The 15,701-nt window shown below is 72.0% G+C and carries 14 protein-coding genes; 5 read left to right on the forward strand and 9 right to left on the reverse strand.

The window, feature by feature from the left end:
- Nucleotides 1-65: 65 nt before the first annotated feature.
- Nucleotides 66-473, reverse strand: coding sequence for an MGMT family protein (locus tag ACY34J_RS02710; protein ID WP_462724602.1), 408 nt, complete (start codon nt 471-473; stop codon nt 66-68).
- A gap of 188 nt (nt 474-661) precedes the next feature.
- On the opposite strand from ACY34J_RS02710, the gene ACY34J_RS02715 reads away from it, so the two are divergent.
- Nucleotides 662-3,457, forward strand: coding sequence for a lysylphosphatidylglycerol synthase transmembrane domain-containing protein (locus ACY34J_RS02715; protein ID WP_462724722.1), 2,796 nt, complete (start codon nt 662-664; stop codon nt 3,455-3,457).
- 70 nt (nt 3,458-3,527) lie between these two features.
- Here ACY34J_RS02715 and moeZ read toward each other — a convergent pair whose 3' ends face one another.
- The 7 genes from moeZ to ACY34J_RS02750 all read right to left on the reverse strand — a co-directional run bounded on the left by moeZ (nt 3,528) and on the right by ACY34J_RS02750 (nt 12,514).
- Nucleotides 3,528-4,706: an adenylyltransferase/sulfurtransferase MoeZ gene (moeZ, locus tag ACY34J_RS02720; RefSeq protein ID WP_462724601.1), complete on the reverse strand. Its 1,179-nt coding sequence runs from the start codon at nt 4,704-4,706 to the stop codon at nt 3,528-3,530.
- A 59-nt stretch (nt 4,707-4,765) separates the two neighbouring features.
- The gene (locus ACY34J_RS02725; protein WP_462724600.1) at nt 4,766-5,521 is read right to left on the reverse strand and encodes a spherulation-specific family 4 protein; all 756 of its coding nucleotides are present in this window, start codon (nt 5,519-5,521) and stop codon (nt 4,766-4,768) included.
- Nucleotides 5,509-6,462: an NAD-dependent epimerase/dehydratase family protein gene (locus ACY34J_RS02730; protein WP_462724599.1), complete on the reverse strand. Its 954-nt coding sequence runs from the start codon at nt 6,460-6,462 to the stop codon at nt 5,509-5,511. The genes ACY34J_RS02725 and ACY34J_RS02730 overlap by 13 nt, the downstream gene beginning before the upstream one ends.
- 149 nt (nt 6,463-6,611) lie before the next feature.
- On the reverse strand, nt 6,612-7,712 hold the full coding sequence (locus tag ACY34J_RS02735; RefSeq protein WP_462724598.1) for a hypothetical protein: 1,101 nt from the start codon (nt 7,710-7,712) through the stop codon (nt 6,612-6,614).
- A 416-nt stretch (nt 7,713-8,128) separates the two neighbouring features.
- Nucleotides 8,129-9,958 (reverse strand): DUF3492 domain-containing protein, encoded by a 1,830-nt coding sequence (locus tag ACY34J_RS02740; protein ID WP_462724597.1) that lies wholly within the window; start codon nt 9,956-9,958, stop codon nt 8,129-8,131.
- A 162-nt stretch (nt 9,959-10,120) separates the two neighbouring features.
- Nucleotides 10,121-11,437 (reverse strand): DUF3152 domain-containing protein, encoded by a 1,317-nt coding sequence (locus ACY34J_RS02745; RefSeq protein WP_462724721.1) that lies wholly within the window; start codon nt 11,435-11,437, stop codon nt 10,121-10,123.
- A gap of 51 nt (nt 11,438-11,488) precedes the next feature.
- Nucleotides 11,489-12,514: an alpha/beta fold hydrolase gene (locus tag ACY34J_RS02750; RefSeq protein WP_462724596.1), complete on the reverse strand. Its 1,026-nt coding sequence runs from the start codon at nt 12,512-12,514 to the stop codon at nt 11,489-11,491.
- A 175-nt stretch (nt 12,515-12,689) separates the two neighbouring features.
- On the opposite strand from ACY34J_RS02750, the gene ACY34J_RS02755 reads away from it, so the two are divergent.
- The 4 genes from ACY34J_RS02755 to ACY34J_RS02770 all read left to right on the forward strand — a co-directional run bounded on the left by ACY34J_RS02755 (nt 12,690) and on the right by ACY34J_RS02770 (nt 14,569).
- Entirely contained in the window at nt 12,690-12,926 is a 237-nt protein-coding gene (locus ACY34J_RS02755; RefSeq protein ID WP_462724595.1) for a hypothetical protein, read from the forward strand.
- 155 nt (nt 12,927-13,081) lie between these two features.
- The gene (locus ACY34J_RS02760) at nt 13,082-13,735 is read left to right on the forward strand and encodes a TetR/AcrR family transcriptional regulator (protein ID WP_462724594.1); all 654 of its coding nucleotides are present in this window, start codon (nt 13,082-13,084) and stop codon (nt 13,733-13,735) included.
- Between the two features lie 118 nt (nt 13,736-13,853).
- Nucleotides 13,854-14,081, forward strand: a complete 228-nt coding sequence (locus ACY34J_RS02765) for a DUF3107 domain-containing protein (protein WP_462724593.1) — start codon at nt 13,854-13,856, stop codon at nt 14,079-14,081.
- Between the two features lie 206 nt (nt 14,082-14,287).
- Nucleotides 14,288-14,569 (forward strand): hypothetical protein, encoded by a 282-nt coding sequence (locus ACY34J_RS02770; RefSeq protein ID WP_462724720.1) that lies wholly within the window; start codon nt 14,288-14,290, stop codon nt 14,567-14,569.
- Nucleotides 14,570-14,708: 139 nt separating this feature from the next.
- Here ACY34J_RS02770 and ACY34J_RS02775 read toward each other — a convergent pair whose 3' ends face one another.
- Nucleotides 14,709-15,446 carry a ferritin-like fold-containing protein gene (locus ACY34J_RS02775; protein WP_462724592.1) on the reverse strand — a complete coding sequence of 246 codons (738 nt, stop codon included), beginning with the start codon at nt 15,444-15,446 and terminating at the stop codon, nt 14,709-14,711.
- Between the last annotated feature and the right edge of the window lie 255 nt (nt 15,447-15,701).

Consider the following 15,701-nt stretch of genomic DNA (forward strand, 5'->3'; position numbering starts at 1 on the left):
CCCGTACTGCGCGTACCGCGCGAGGGCCTGTGATCAGCATCCGACCGGTCGAATGGCGGAAGCTGTCAGATATGAGCTCCTTCGTGCTCTCCACCAGCCGCGGTGCCACCGGACGCGCCATCCCAGCGGGCCCTTGCCGTGTCGATCTTCGGCAGGTGGCCGGCGGCGGCACGGGCTGCCTCGCGCAGCGGGGTGCCCTCGGCCCGGTAGTGGCCGAGGGCTCGCAGCTCGTGCCCGGGCAGCAGCACGCCGTCCGCCCGTACGACGCGCCACCAGGGCACGCCGCCCCCGTACAGGGCCATCACCCGGCCGACCTGCCGCGGGCCTCCCTCCGCCAGCCACTCGGCGACGTCCCCGTATGTCATCACCCGGCCGGGCGGAATCAGCTCCGCGACTTCCAGCACCCGCTCCGCGTACTCCGGCAGCTCTCCCGCGGTCTCCGCGGCGCCTTCCGACGTCCTCTCCCGACTCATTCGTCCCATCCTGCCGCACACCACCGACAGCGGCCGGGCTCCGCCGCCGCGGCCCCTGCGTCCCAAGCCCTGCCGACGCGTGCACCACACCGCGTCAAGGCGTACTCTCCGCCTCCTGCGCCCCCGAATCGCACCCTGATGACCCCCGCCGGTCTTCGGTCATGCCACCATCTTCCGGGCGGTGAGTGGTGATACGAGATAAAGAGACGGCCGAGCAGAGTGCCCAGCCTCCGGAGGAGGCCGGCATCTCTGGCGCGTCGTCGCGCCCGCATGCCGAGGGCACCGGGGCCGAGCCGCACGACCGCACCCCCATGGACCGCGGCACCCCCACGGACCGCGGCTCCACGGACCACCCCCCTGCGGACGGCGGCCCTGGCGACCGGAAGGCCGAGGGAGCCGAGGAGCCCACGGACAGCGTCTCGGGCGACGAGCCGCTGCTCCCCGCGCGCGTGCACCGCCCCTCCGACCTGGTACGGCTGCTGCTGGGCATCCTCGGCATCGCCATCGTCCTGGCCATCGCCGCGTTCGCGCACGGCACGACCCAAGGCCTGGAAAAGGACATCGGCAAGGGGGCCGGCCACACGCCCCCGCTGCTGATCAGCTTCACCGGCTTCGCCTCCAGCGTCGCCGTCCTGATCGTCCCGGTCGCCTTCGCCGTCGAGCGGCTGATCAAGCGAGACGGTCTGCGCATCGCGGACGGCGTGCTGGCGGCCGTACTGGCGCACGGCATCTCGCTCTCCACCGATCTGTGGGTCGCCCGGGCCGCCCCCGAGTCCATCCAGGACGCGCTCACCCAGCAGGCGCCGAGCGGCACCATCACCGACCCCGTGCACGGCTACCTGGCACCCGTCATCGCCTATATGACGGCGGTCGGGATGGCGCGACGGCCCCGCTGGCGGGTGGCCCTGTGGGCGGTTCTCCTGCTCAACGTCTTCACCGTCCTCGTCGGCGGCTACGCCACACCGTTCTCGATCATCCTCACCGTGCTGATCGGCTGGGCAGTCGCGTACGGCACGCTCTACGCGGTCGGCTCCCCGAACGTGCGGCCAACCGGCCAGACTCTTCTCGCCGGCCTGCGACGCGTCGGCTTCCACCCCGTCAGCGCGCTGCGCGCCGAGGACGGCGGCGACGCCGACCGCCCGGACCGGGGCCGCCGATATCTGGTCACGCTGGAGGACGGCCCCCCGCTCGACGTGACCGTCGTCGACCGCGAGCAGCAGGCGCAGGGCTTCTACTACCGCGTGTGGCGCCGGCTCGCGCTGCGCGGCATCACCGAGCGCCGCAGCCTCCAGTCGCTGCGCCAGGCCCTGGAGCAGGAGGCGCTGCTCGCCTACGCGGCCATCGCGGCCGGCGCCAACGCCCCCAGGCTCATCGCCACCTCCGAACTGGGCCCGGACGCCGTGATGCTCGTCTACGAGCACACCGACGGCCGCACCCTGGACGCGCTGCCCGACGAGATGCTCACCGACGATCTGCTGCGCAGCACCTGGGAGCAGGTGAAGGCGCTCCAGTCGCGGCGCATCGCACACCGCCGCCTGGTGGGTGACGCGATTTTGGTGGATCGTTCCGGCGCGGTGGTCCTGACGGATCTGAGCGGCGGCGAGATCGCGGCCGGCGATCTCGTACTGCGGATGGACATCGCCCAGCTGCTGACAACGCTGGGACTGCGGGTCGGCGCCGAGCGTTCGGTGGCGGCCGCGGTGGACGTCCTGGGGCCCGACACGGTCGCCGACAGCCTGCCGCTGCTGCAGCCCATCGCCCTCAGCCGGACCACCAGCGCCACGCTGCGGCAGCAGGCCAAGGAGCGGGCGCAGCGGGAGCGTGAAGCGGTGCTGGAGGCGTCGCGAGCCGCGCGTGAGGCGAGCGGCGGCGCCACGGCCGCGGAACCCCACCGCGGTGCCACACGCGCGGAGCGCAAATCCGTACGGGCCGAGAAGAGCGCCGAGAAGAAGGCCATCGACGAGGCGATCGAGGAGGCCCGCGAGGAGGATCTGCTGGTGCAGATCCGGAAGCAGATCCTGCTGATCCGGCCACAGGCACCGGTCGAGCCGGCCCGGCTGGAGCGGGTCAGGCCGCGCACCCTGGTCAGCTTTATCGCGGGCGCCTTCGCCGCGTACTTCCTGCTCTCCCAGCTGACGCACGTCAGCTTCAAGGACGTCATCAGCGAGGCGAACTGGGCCTGGGTGGCGGCGGCGCTGGCCTTCGCGGCGCTCACCTACGTCGCCGCCGCGCTCAACCTCCTCGGCTTCGTCCCCGAGAAGGTGCCCTTCGTCCGTACGGTGCTGGCGCAGATCGCCGGGTCGTTCGTGAAGCTGGTCGCCCCGGCGGCGGTCGGCGGTGTCGCGCTGAACACGCGCTTCCTGCAGCGGGCGGGCGTACGGCCCGGGCTCGCGGTGGCCAGCGTCGGCGCCTCCCAGCTGGTGGGCCTCGGCCTGCACATCATGCTGCTGATGACCTTCGGCTACATCACCGGAACCGAGCGCACCCCCTCGCTCTCGCCCTCGCGCACGGTGATCGCCGGGCTGCTGACGGCGGCGGTGCTGGGTCTGATCGTCACAGCCATCCCGCCGCTGCGGAAGTTCGTCTCCACCCGGGTCCGGTCACTGTTCGCGGGCGTCGTGCCGCGGATGCTGGACGTCATGCAGCGGCCGCAGAAACTGCTGACCGGCATCGGCGGCACGCTGCTGCTGACGCTGGCGTTCGTGATGTGCCTGGACGCCTCGATCCGGGCGTTCGGCGGGGAGCTCAGCTACGCGAGCATCGCCGTCGTCTTCCTGGCGGGCAACGCGCTGGGCTCGGCCGCCCCGACACCGGGTGGTGTGGGCGCGGTCGAGGCCACCCTGACCCTGGGCCTCATCGCGGCCGGGCTGCCGAAGGAGATCGCCACGCCCGCGGTGCTGCTGTTCCGGCTGATGACCTTCTGGCTGCCGGTGCTCCCGGGCTGGCTGTCCTTCACCCACCTCACGCGCAAGGAAGCGCTCTGAGCAGCCGCCACAGGCGAGGGGCCTGCTCACCCCCGGCGAGCAGGCCCCTCGATCCGTCGTGTACGTGCCTTTAGTAGACAGGCTTCGACGGCTCGATCTGGTTGACCCAGCCGATGACGCCGCCGCCGACGTGCACCGCGTCCGCGAAGCCCGCGTTCTTCAGCACCGCCAGCACCTCAGCGGACCGCACACCGGTCTTGCAGTGCAGCACGATCCGCTTGTTCTGCGGCAGCCCCTGCAGCGCATCGCCCATCAGGAACTCGTTCTTGGGGATCAGCCGGGCACCGGGAATCGAGACGATCTCATACTCGTTCGGCTCCCGGACATCGATGATGTCGATGTCCTCGCCGGAGTCGATCCACTCCTTGAGCTGCTTCGGCGTGATGGTGGAGTCCTTCGCCGCCTCCTGGGCCTCCTCGGAGACCACACCGCAGAACGCCTCGTAGTCGATCAGCTCCGTAACCGTCGGGTTCTTCCCGCACACCGCACACTCCGGGTCCTTACGGACCTTCACCGTGCGGTACGTCATCTCCAGAGCGTCGTAGATCATCAGACGCCCGACCAGCGGCTCACCGATACCGGCCAGCAGCTTGATGGCCTCATTGACCTGGATCGAACCGATCGACGCGCACAGCACACCCAGCACACCGCCCTCGGCGCAGGAGGGCACCATGCCCGGCGGCGGCGGCTCGGGGTACAGGCAGCGGTAGCAGGGACCGTGCTCGGACCAGAACACCGACGCCTGGCCGTCGAAGCGGTAGATCGAGCCCCACACGTACGGCTTGTTCAGCAGCACGCACGCGTCGTTGACCAGGTACCGGGTGGCGAAGTTGTCGGTACCGTCAACGATCAGGTCGTACTGGGAGAAGATCTCCATCACGTTGTCCGCCTCGAGGCGCTCCTCGTGCAGGACGACGTTCACATACGGGTTGATGCCCAGCACGGTGTCGCGGGCGGACTCCGCCTTGGAACGGCCGATGTCCGACTGGCTGTGAATGATCTGACGCTGCAGGTTCGACTCATCGACCTCGTCGAACTCAACGATGCCCAGGGTGCCGACGCCGGCCGCCGCCAGGTACATCAGCGCGGGGGAGCCCAGGCCGCCGGCCCCCACACAGAGCACCTTGGCGTTCTTCAGCCGCTTCTGCCCGTCCATCCCCACATCCGGGATGATCAGATGGCGGGAGTACCTGCGGACCTCGTCGACAGTGAGCTCGGCAGCCGGCTCAACCAGGGGTGGCAACGACACGGGGACTCCGTTGGTCGGTGAATACGTTTGTTCTGAATGCAACAGTGCCACGGCTCATCTCATTCCGAGACACCTCGTCCGATGCGCGAGACGATTTCGTCCCAGAAGCCGGGAAGTGCCTCCCAGGGGGTTGAGCTGGGCCCCTGGTCCAGCCGATCGGTGAACCAGACGGTCCCCGCACCCTGCCAGCGGGCGATCCGGAACGCCTCCTCCAGATGCGTCCGCGGTACGCCGTGGACGAGGTGGCAAAAGCGCTGCGGCGCGCATTCGGCCGTCCACTCCGCCACCTGCGACCAGCGGTAACGCGACCACGCCCCGGAGAACGTGACCAGCTGGTCCGCCCATTCCGCATACCCGGGATACGGGTGCATACCGTGCCCGAACACCACATACGCCTCTTCGAGCAGCGCCCGCAGGGTGCCGACCGTGCGCCGCGTCTCCCCAAGGGCACACCGCTCGGTCGGGCAGCGGTCCAGATAGAAGCCGTCGACCTTGTACCAGTCGAGGAAGTGGTGCGCATCCGAGATCAGCTCGGCGAAGGGGCGGGTGCCGTGCCGCAGATCGAGGTGACCGAGAACACGTACGCCCGCGTTGGTCAGCCGGCCCGCGGCCTCCAGACAGTGCGGGTCGGGGCCATAGCCGGGCCCGCGCGCGACATTCAGCACGGCCCAGTGCAGGGGCGCCCCGGGCCGGGTCAGCTCGGCCCACTCGGTGGGGGCGACCAGGGGGTGGGCGTAGCCGGGCGCGCCGAGGCCGATCCCGGCCGCGCCCGTGGTCGCGGTCCGCTCGACGCCGGTGGAGATTACATACGACATGCCGCCTCCATCCAGATGTCCGCCAGGGATTCCTCCAGGGCGATGCGCGGCCGCCAGCCGAGCCGGTCGCGCGCGGTGCGGATGTCGGCCTGCTGCCAGCCGCCGCAGCCGTCCGGGTAGGGGTGGGTGGGTGGCACCCCGCCCAGCTGCGGGTCGCCCAGGCCCTGCAGCCCGGGGCGGCCCGGAGGGAGGTCAAGCTCGTGCAGCGAGCCGCCGAAGCCGGCCACGCGGGCCAGGACGGCGGCGGCGTCGCGCAGCCGTACGGCGCGGCCCGTGCCGATGTTCACCACACCCTGCGCGGCGGAGAGCGACGCCGCGTGCACGGCCCGGGCCACATCCCGTACGTCCACGAAGTCGCGCTGCACGCCGATCCCGCTGAGCTTGAGTTCGCTGTCGCCGGACTGCATCGCGCGCCGCAGGGCCTCGGCGATCCGGCCGAGGGGGGATCCCGCGGGGGTGCCCGGGCCGGTGGGTGAGAAGACGCGCAGCACGACGGCGTCCAGATCGGAGCCGAGGACCAGCTCGGTGGCCGCGAGCTTGCTGACGCCGTACGGGCCGCCGGGGCGCGGCACCGCGTCCTCGGCGGTGGACGAGCCGTTCTGCGAGGGGCCGTACTCGGAGGCGCAGCCGATCTGCACCAGGCGCGCGGCGCAGCGGCTGCGGCGCAGCGACTCGCAGACGGTCGCGACGGCGACGGTGTTGTGCCGGGTCAGCTCGCGGGCGCCACCGCGGGTGGCACCGGCACAGTTGACGACGACTCCGGGGTGTACGGCGTCGAGGAAGCGAGTCAGTGCGCCGGGGCTGCCGGTGGAGAGGTCGAAGCGGACGTCGGCGTCGTCGCGGCGGCCGAGGGCGGTGAGTTGGACGGCGGGGTCGGCCAGGAGGCGCTCGGCGACGTGCCGTCCGATGAACCCATTGGCTCCGAGCAGCAGCACTCTCATCGTGCGGCCTCCCGGTCGGCGTGTCCGGCGGCCGGCGCCGCGGGCTGTGCAGTCATCTCTCGTTCTCCTCGGGGGAATTGCGGAAGGTTTGGGGGGAGGCCGGCACCCGCACGGACGGGCGCGGTGGGGGGGTGGCGGGCGCGGTGGGCTCAGCGCTGTGCCGCCGGGGTACCGGAGTGCACCGAGGCGCGGGCCAGTGCGACGGTGGCGAACGCGAGCAGCCCGGTCGCGGCGGTGGCGCAGGCAGTGAGCGGGACGACGCCGGGGCCGTACGCCGCCACGGCCGCCTGGACCGGTGCGCCAAGGGCCCCGATACCGGGCAGCCGGTCGGCCAGGGCGGTGCCCACTGCCGCGGCCTCTCCGGCGCAGACGGCTGCGAGGCCGGTCATGGCGGCCGCGCGACGGCCGTGGACCGCCAGCAGCCGGGCGACGAAGAACAGGGCACCGAGCGCGACGGCGGAGGCGAGAGCGATCGGATCGACGTACGGGCCGTGGCCGCCCGCGGCGCGGAGGGCCACTCGGGCGGCGAGCAGGAGGGCTGTGAGGATCAGCAGGAACAGCCCGACGGTGGCCGGCAGAAGGGGACGGATGCCGGCGGCGAACTCCTCCAGGCCTCGGCTGGCGGCCAGCCGGCGCCGGGCACCTGCGGCGAACCAGCGGGCGCACCAGGCAGCGGGTGCGACGGCGAAGGTGAGCCCGAGGGCGGCGGCCACATCGCCCTGGTCGTAGCCGTACGCGGGGCTGCCGGCGATCGCCTTCCCGTGGAGTGCGTCGCCGAGCAGCGCGTCGCCGAAGGCGAGGTAGCCGATCAGCCAGCAGGTCAGCAGCAGGCCGATACCCGGTCTGCGGCGGCGGGTGCTCAGCGGCCCGCGCCGCAGGCACAGCCACAGCGCGATGGTGACGACGGCGGCCCCTGCCGCCGCGATGCCGAGCCGTACGGCCGGCTGGGCCCCTGCGGTCAGCTCGACTCCGGCGACGGCTGCCGCGCACCCGGCGCCCGGCACCAGGTGGAGCGCGGCGCGCACACCGCGCACGCCCTGGTCGGCCACCGCGGCCGGCGCGCCCCCGGCGGGTGCCTCATCGCGCGGCACGCGCGCATACAGCTCTTCCGCGAGGGAGAACACGTCACGATGCCGGAACCGCGCGGCGGTCCGGTCGGTCACTCCGTGGGCCTCCAGTCCGGCGGCGATCTCCAGGGGATCGACGGCCCGCGCACACAGCTCCCGATGCCGGTGCATCAGCGCCTTCACGGGGTCCGCGGCTCCCCGCCGCACGACTTTCCGCGCTACGGCGCCACGCCCCGCATCTCCTCCCCGTGCGCGGCGGTTCTCAGCCACGCCAGAGGCCGCGCGTCCCTCGACCACCGACGAGTCAGCCCCGGTATGGGCCGGTTCAACGCCACTGCTCTGCGGAGCTGTTGGGGCCTCGCCTTCCGAATCTTCCGCAGTTCGCTCGGAGCCGACCCACGGGTCCATGGGGTGATCCGTGAGCAGGGACCGTGAGTGCTGGTTCCAGGGACCGGGACTGGCGGGCTTACGGGGCGCGTATTCCGCGGTGGGCGCCTGGTCGGCGGGGTGCGCGCCCTCATCCGCACCGGCGCGTGTGGCGGGAGCCGGCGCCGGGGTCGGTAGGCCGGGTGACTGATCGGCCGCAGGGGAGGATGTGGTCATGCCTCGGCCTCTCTGAGCGTGGCGCCGGCGAACACCGGCTGGGCGTCGGGACGGGAGACGACAGCGGCCGCCGCCCACCGCGGGGCGGGACGCGTGCCGGGTACGGGGGCGTCCGGCCGAGTCGAGCCGCCGGACCGGCCCACCGCCCAGCGGCCGGGCACAAAGGCCTCCGCGGGCCGTGCGAACGGCAGCGGCCCGCCCTCCGCGCTCACCGCCTCGCGTCGCACCGGACAGTGCGACATCAGCTCCAGGTAGATGCCACGAAATGCCGCGATGTTCTGCTCGACGGTGAAGAGTTCGAGCGCCCGGGCGCGCGCCGCCGCGCCAAGCCGTGCGCGCCGCTCCGGGTCGCGCAGCAGCGCCAGGCATGCGTCCGCAAGTGCCCGCGGGTTGCGCGGCGGCACCACCAGCCCCGTGCCGCCGATGACCTCGCACACCGCCCCGACATCCGTCGACACCGTCGCCCGGCCGCAGAACATCGCCTCGACCAGGCCGACGGGGAAGCCTTCGACGACGCTGGACAGCACCACCACACTGCCCGCGGCGTACGCCTCGGGGAGCCCCGGCAGCTCCGGGTCGCCGATCTCCTCGAAGGAGACCGGGTTGTCGCCGACGGTCACCGCGTTCTCGGCCTCGTCGGGGAACAACTGGGCCGCCAGGGCCCGGCAGTGGGCTGCGTACGCGGCCGCCTCCGGGCGACCGGGCCCCGGCACGGCGACGATCCGCAGCCGCGCGTCAGGCTCGGCCCTGTGCACCTGTGCGAAGGCGTGCAGCAGCGCGATGAGGTCCTTGGCCGGCTCGATCCGGCCGACCCAGACCAGCGTGCGGTCGTCCCAGGAGTCCAGCGGGTCCAGGGAGCCCGGGGAACCCGGAGAGTTCCGTGAGCCGGGCGAGCGTCCGGATGCCTCGGCGGCCTCCTCCCCCACCGCCGCGAAACGGCTCGCGTCCATCCCCGGGTAGACGGTGCGCAGCTTCCGCGGGTCCGCACCGCACCGCTCCTGCCAGCGCCGCGCGTGCGTGTTCCCGGGGGTGATGAGCGAGGCCTGCCCGTACACCTCAGCCGCCAACAGCCCGTGGAAGGAGGCCAGCAGGGCGCGCACGGGCCCGGTGAGGGGCGCGCCCGAGTGCGTGAGGTAGTGCTCGCGCAGCCGTACGCCGTACTCGGTGACCAGGAGCGGAACGCCGAAGAAGCGTTTAGCCAGCAGCCCCGGCAGCGCGGCCGCACCACCCGGCACCGCGTGACACAGGTCCACCCCGCCGAGGCCCTGTTCGCCCTGCCCGTACCAGTCCAACGACAGTGGCCTCAGGGCGCGTTCCAGGATGTCGGCGACGGTGAGCAGGTCCGGCAGCTGCGCGCCGTGCGCGACCCGGAGTGCGCCGGGCGCGCGGCAGGCTGCCTCCAGGGTGCGTACGGCCGTCTCTGAGCGGAGCACCGTGCCCAGTCCCCCGTGGTCGCGGGCGAGTTCGGCGAGGCCGTACAGACCGTTGGCGAAACGGTCCTCCTGAGCGGCGGAGCCGGGGGCAGCGCCCACAGGCCTACGGCAGACGGCCGCCGCCAGATCACCGAAGTGCGCCGCGAACCGCCGGCGCGCGCGTCGCCCGTGCGCGCCCCCCGCCTCGGCCGGGCCCCACAGCGGAGCCGTGCGCACCCGGCGCACCTGCGGCGGCAGTTGGAGCCGGCCCTCGGCCTCCTGCCGCTCACTGCGGCTCAGCGCATAGACCTCGAACTCGTGGTGCGCGAGCCCTCGTACGAGACGGTCGCACCATACCCTCGCCTCACCGTTCGCATATGGATACCCACCCTCCGTAAGCAGTCCAATGCGCATGAGTGCACCCCAGATCTTCGTAAAGGGAACCGCCAGGTGGCAGCGGGAAGACCGTATGCGGACAGAAGGGTGGCGCGATGGACGGTTGTCCATCGCGCCACCAAAAGGGGTGAACGCCCGTGACTTTCTCGCCTCAGCGGCGTTGTCCGCCCTTCCCCGGAGCTACGGGAAGGGCCACGGATTGGGCTTGCAGGTGGCGCCGTTGGTGGTCAGGAACTTGGTCTGCTGCATCATGACCGGGGCGAGCGCGCCCGGCCGGGGGCATCCCTCGTGGTTGTGTCCGAGCCGGTGGCCCGCCTCGTGATTGATGAGCATCTGGCGGTAGGAGAACATCTTGTCGCCGTAGGTCTTCGAGCCCTGCGCCCACCGATAGGCGTTGATCATGACGCGTTCGGTGGAGGCGGAGTCGCAGGACACGTTGTCCTCGGTCGTGTCGAGGCCGGACTTCGCACACCATTCCGCCGTCGTCCCCGGGCTCGCCAGGGTGATCACGAAGTCGGCCTTGCCGGAGGAGACCCGCTCGAAGGTACGGGTTCCGCCGTGGCCCCAACTGCGGTCGTCGTTGAGGGTCTTGTGTACGGCCTCGGCGAAGAGTTCCCCGTCGAGCCCGAGGCCCTTCTCCACATCCACGCGGTAGCGCAAGACCTGCCCCTTGCCGGGTGCCTTGTCATGGCCGGGGACGGTGGTGAACGCCCCTGAGCCCTTGAGCGTGGGGGCGAGCGGATACTTCGTGGCCATCTTCTGCGCATACGAGGCAGGAGCCGCGGTCGGCTCGGTCCGCTCCGGGGTGGGGCGGTGCTCGGAACGCGAGGCGTCCTTCTCGTCGGCGCGCGGCAGGTCGCCGGCCGTCTGGGACACGCCGCCCCTCCCGGGGTTGGCGACTTGTCCCGCCACGACGACCGCGAGCACGGTGGTGACGGCTGCCGCGGCGACGCCCGTGAACGTACGGCCCTTGCCGCCCTTGGCGGTACGTCGCGCGCCGTCCTCGCCGACGTCCGGGCCGACGGGGTCGTCCGCGGGGCCGACCGGGGCGACGGGGCCCGCGCCCGCCTCCGGATCCCCGCCGAAAGCCGCCCGTTTCGGCTTCGCCGCGCCCGGAGCACCGGCCGCGAAGACATCGTCGTCGAAGGCGTCGATGTACTCCTGCCGCGGCTGCGGCACGTACGTACTCGCCCCTGGGCGCCGCATGGTGCTGCCGGCGGGCCCCCCGGGGAACCTCCCGGCAGCGGAGGCGGACGCCACAGGACCGCCGGGGGCGGGACCGCTCATGGGTGTGGTCGGCAGTGTGCCCCAGCCGCCGCCCGGCTCGCGGTGCTCCGGGTGCCCGCCCCGGGCCTGCGAAACGATCGGCACGCCGTACGGCGGGGTCGCGGTGGGGGACGGTCCGGCGAGCGCACCGTGGCCCGGTCCGGCTACGCGGCGCCGCCGCCCCGGACCTGGCGCGGCGGAAGCGTCGTCCGCCCCCGCCGGCGTCTCCATGGTCTCGGCCGCTTGCGTCCGGCCGCGGCGACTGTGACGTCCCACCCCCGCTCAGCTCCCACCCGCATCGGCGGCCCTGTCGGCCGTCCTGACCACATTCCTCGCACGGGACCCTCCGGACGCGCCGGATGCCTCCGCCAGCAGTTCGCGGAAGCCCCGCGCCACCGCCTCCGGGTATTCCATCATCGCAACGTGCCCCGCCTCCGGCAGGGTCAGCAGCCGCGAGTCGCGGAAGGCGGCGGATGCCCGGCGCGCCATCCGGAACGACACCAGCCGGTCACGCCCGCCGTAGATCAGCAGCGTGGGCGCCAGGACCCGCTCGGCCTGCCGCCACAGCGAGTGCTGGCCGCCCAGGGTGTACGCGTCCACGACACCACGCGCCGAACGGGCCATCACATCCCAGAAGTACGGCAGCGCGAGCCGCCGTTCGTACTCCTCGACCGCGGCCGCGAAGCGTTCCGGCTCGACCCGCCCGGGGTCTCCGTAGCACAGGGCCAGCACCTCGCGGGTGCGGCGCTCGGCGGTCCAGTCCCTGGTCATCCGCGCGAACAGCGCCGCCACCCCGGGCACCGCGAGCAGCCCGGTCGGCAGCGCGGAGCGCTGCGGGAACAGCTCGGGCAGCGCCGGGGAGACCAGCGTCAGGGTCCGTACGAGATCCGGCCGGACAGCCGCCACCCGGGTGACGACGGCACCGCCGAGGGAGTTGCCGAGGAGATGTACGGGGCCGCGCCCGGAGGCGTCCAGGAAGCGCACGACGGCACGCGCATGGCCCGAGATCGAATAGTCGCCGTCGTCCGGCGGTGCGGAGTGACCGAAGCCGGGAAGGTCGAGGGCTTCCCCGTCGACGTGGTCCTCGAGCTGGGCCATCAGGGCCGACCAGTTCAACGAGGACCCGCCGAGGCCGTGCACGTACAGCGCGGGCGGCAGCCCCGCACGGACCGGTGGCCGGAACCGCACGGCCAGGGTGAGCCCCGGCAGAGCGACGGTTCTCAGCTTCTCCCCCGCGCCCACCAGTACGCCGTTCTCGGCGGTTACCGCTCGGTCGGTTGGGGTACCCGGGAGCTCGGTCGAAGGCATGGGCCAATGTTACGAGACGATCACGCGGCCGCTTGTGTGTTCGCGGTCACAGAACAGCCCCCGCGTAGCGCAGCCGACGCATGGCGGCGGCCATGCCGGGGAGGGTACGTAGCGCTGGAACGCGGCCTCTCCTAGGCTCGGGTAGAGGGCGCTCGCCCTGGAAAGGGGAGCCACCATGTCTGTCGATCCAACCGACCCGGAAACCTTCGAGAACGACGTCCCCGAAGAGCTGCCGGAGTTCGACGTCGAAGTCTCCGAGGCGGACGCCGCGGAGCAGCACATGGAAGTGCTGGATCACCAGGACATCCGGCTGCCTGAGCACGTTCCGGAGACGGTGAACCCAGCGGATGCGGTCGAGCAGGCCCGCGTAGTCGAACTCTATGAGGACGAGTACCAGGACGAGTACTGGTGACCTGCCTCTTTTGTCAGCGTCGAACAGTGTCCGGTACGTGAAATTCTCGGCCCGCACCGCGCGCACTCGGGTTACCGAAAAGTACGATGGCGGGCGCGTCGCAGCACAACGACAAGACTGCGACATCGCGCACGGAACGACCCATGGGAGGCGGCGTGACAGCCATCGAGCAGACCGAGGCGCGCCCGCGAGGCACGCGCCTGCCGCGCCGAGCCAGACGCAACCAGCTACTGGGCGCCGCCCAGGAGGTCTTCGTCGCGCAGGGCTACCACGCGGCGGCGATGGATGACATCGCCGAGCGTGCGGGTGTCAGCAAGCCGGTGCTCTACCAGCACTTCCCCGGCAAGCTGGACCTCTATCTCGCCCTCCTGGACCAGCACTGCGAGTCCCTGGTGAAGGCGGTGCGCGCGGCGATCGGTTCCACCACCGACAACAAGCAGCGGGTCGCGGCCACCATGGACGCGTACTTCGCCTACGTCGGCGACGAGGGCGGTGCCTTCCGCCTCGTCTTCGAGTCCGACCTCACCAACGAACCCGCCGTCCGCGACCGGGTCGACAAGGTCAGCCTGGACTGCGCCAAGGCGGTCAGCGAGGTCATCGCCGAGGACACCGACCTGCCGCCCGAGGAGTCGATGCTGCTCGCGGTCGGGATGTGCGGCATGGCCCAGATCACGGCGCGTTACTGGCTCGGCTCGGGCCAGAAGCTCCCGCGCGACGCTGCGGCCAAGCTCGTCGCGTCGCTGTCCTGGCGGGGCATCGCCGGCTTCCCGATGCACGGCGCCGGCCAGCAGTCGGCGTCTCAGCGCTGACCGTTGTTCGCTCCAGGCGTGCGGGCACGGCGGCTTGGCGGTCCCCGTACCGGGCTAATGTGTGGTGCGTACGGCGCGGCGGACCGCGCACATCACTGACCGTCGGAGGGACAAAGCCGTGGAGGTCAAGATCGGCGTGCAGCACGCGCCCCGCGAGATCACCTTGGAGAGCGGGCAGTCTGCCGAGCAGGTCGAGCGCGCGGTGGCCGATGCGCTCGCCGGCAAGGCGCAGCTGCTGAGCCTGGTGGACGAGCACGGCCGTAAGGTCCTGGTTCCGGCCGACCGGCTGGCGTACGTGGAGATCGGCGAGCCGACCACCCGCAAGGTGGGCTTCGGCGCGGTGTAAGACGCTTTGACCGCGGGTCTTCAGCCCGCGGAACTTCAGGAGGGCAGAGCCAAGACGGCGGCCGGGTGGTCATCGATCACCCGGCCGCCGTCTGTGCGTTCCCTGCCGGCTGAGTGTGGAGGATTACGCTCCAGAGGCCGGGGGTACGACCCCGCGTGGACCGGTTTGGACCTGCCTGTCGGCTGCCGTGCGGGAGGGACATCGTGATGATCTGGGAAGCGCTCGGCTCGGCCCTTATCGGCCTCGCGGTCGCCTATGCCGGGACCCGTCGGCTCCCCGAGCGGCTCCCGTCACCGCGGCTGGTGCTGGCCACCGGTGCGGTCGCCGGGCTGGCCGGCGGCCTGCTGACCCGCACCGCGCTGGGGGACGGGCATCCGCTCACCACGCTGGTCGGGGCGCTCGCCGTGGGCGTCGCGCTGCTGTCACTGCTGATCCGGCCCTCGGGGCCCAGGCGCCGATCACCCGCGGTCCGTCCGGCTGACGGATGAACCGGCTGGTGGCCGGGCCGGCCGACAGCCGAACGGACGACGGCTGAACGGACGACGACCGAACGGACGACGGCTGAACGGCTGAATACGGCCGACAGCAGCCGCCCCGGGCCCCTCGCGTACCAGCGGTAAGGCGGACTCAGGCCGCCAGACCGAGCGCCGCCATCCGCTTGGTGTGTGCCTCGGTGATCCGCGAGAACATCTTCCCGACCTCCGCGAGGTCGAAGCCGTCCGCCACTCCCCCGACGAGCATCGTCGACAGCGCGTCCCGCTCCGCCACGACCCGCTGCGCCTGGCTGAGCGCCTCGCCCATCAGCCGCCGCGCCCACAGCGCCAGCCGCCCGCCGACGCGCGGATCGGCCTCGATCGCGGCCCGGACCTTCTCCACCGCGAAGGAGGCATGGCCGGTGTCGTCGAGCACCTGGAGGACCAGGCTCCGGGTGTCGGAGTCCAGCCGGACCGCGACCTCGCGGTAGAAATCGCTGGCGATCGAGTCGCCGACGTACGCCTTGACCAGGCCTTCCAGCCAGTCGGAGGGGGCGGTCTGCCGGTGGAACTCGTCCAGAGCCGTCGCGAACGGCGCCATGGCCTCGGTCGGCGTCTCGTCGATCGCCGCCAGCCGGTCCCGCAGTCGCTCGAAGTGGTGGAACTCCGCGGAGGCCATCGCCGCCAGCTCCGCCTTGTCCTCCAGCGTCGGCGCCAGCTTGGCGTCCTCGGCGAGCCGCTCGAAGGCCGCCAGCTCGCCGTAAGCCAGTGCGCCGAGCAGATCCACCACGGCAGCCCGGTACTGCGGGTCGGCGGATGCCTGCGCCCAGTCCTGGGCGGCGAATCCGGTGTGCGCCCCGGCCATGGCGGGGGTGTCGTCAGACGTCTCCATGGAGCGCACAATAGCCCGTCCGTACGGGAGGGAAGGTCCTGGTCAGGTAGGCGCGGGAGACCGCTTCCGAAGATTGCCCCATCACAGATGCGCCATTCCGGGGTACAGTGCTATGGAGCCCGTCGAATATCGGCGGGTTGTCCCATGCTGTGTTTCGGGAGCAGCGCGCTCCCGTGAGGCCCAGCGGATGCCCGGTCGGTGGCCCGATCGGCTCCAACCCCGACCGCCCTCCGCGCGGAGCGTATGACCGTACGC

It is taken from the genome of Streptomyces sp. HSS9-12 (genome assembly GCF_054963655.1).

Coding starts and splice junctions, on each gene's coding strand:
- ACY34J_RS02710 (WP_462724602.1), bottom strand. CDS start 473: ATGAGTCGGGAGAGGACGTCGGAAGGCGCCGCGGAGACCGCGGGAGAG.
- ACY34J_RS02725 (WP_462724600.1), bottom strand. CDS start 5,521: ATGTCGTATGTAATCTCCACCGGCGTCGAGCGGACCGCGACCACGGGC.
- ACY34J_RS02730 (WP_462724599.1), bottom strand. CDS start 6,462: ATGAGAGTGCTGCTGCTCGGAGCCAATGGGTTCATCGGACGGCACGTC.
- ACY34J_RS02740 (WP_462724597.1), bottom strand. CDS start 9,958: ATGCGCATTGGACTGCTTACGGAGGGTGGGTATCCATATGCGAACGGT.
- ACY34J_RS02745 (WP_462724721.1), bottom strand. CDS start 11,437: ATGGAGACGCCGGCGGGGGCGGACGACGCTTCCGCCGCGCCAGGTCCG.
- ACY34J_RS02750 (WP_462724596.1), bottom strand. CDS start 12,514: ATGCCTTCGACCGAGCTCCCGGGTACCCCAACCGACCGAGCGGTAACC.
- ACY34J_RS02755 (WP_462724595.1), top strand. CDS start 12,690: ATGTCTGTCGATCCAACCGACCCGGAAACCTTCGAGAACGACGTCCCC.
- ACY34J_RS02770 (WP_462724720.1), top strand. CDS start 14,288: ATGATCTGGGAAGCGCTCGGCTCGGCCCTTATCGGCCTCGCGGTCGCC.
- ACY34J_RS02775 (WP_462724592.1), bottom strand. CDS start 15,446: ATGGAGACGTCTGACGACACCCCCGCCATGGCCGGGGCGCACACCGGA.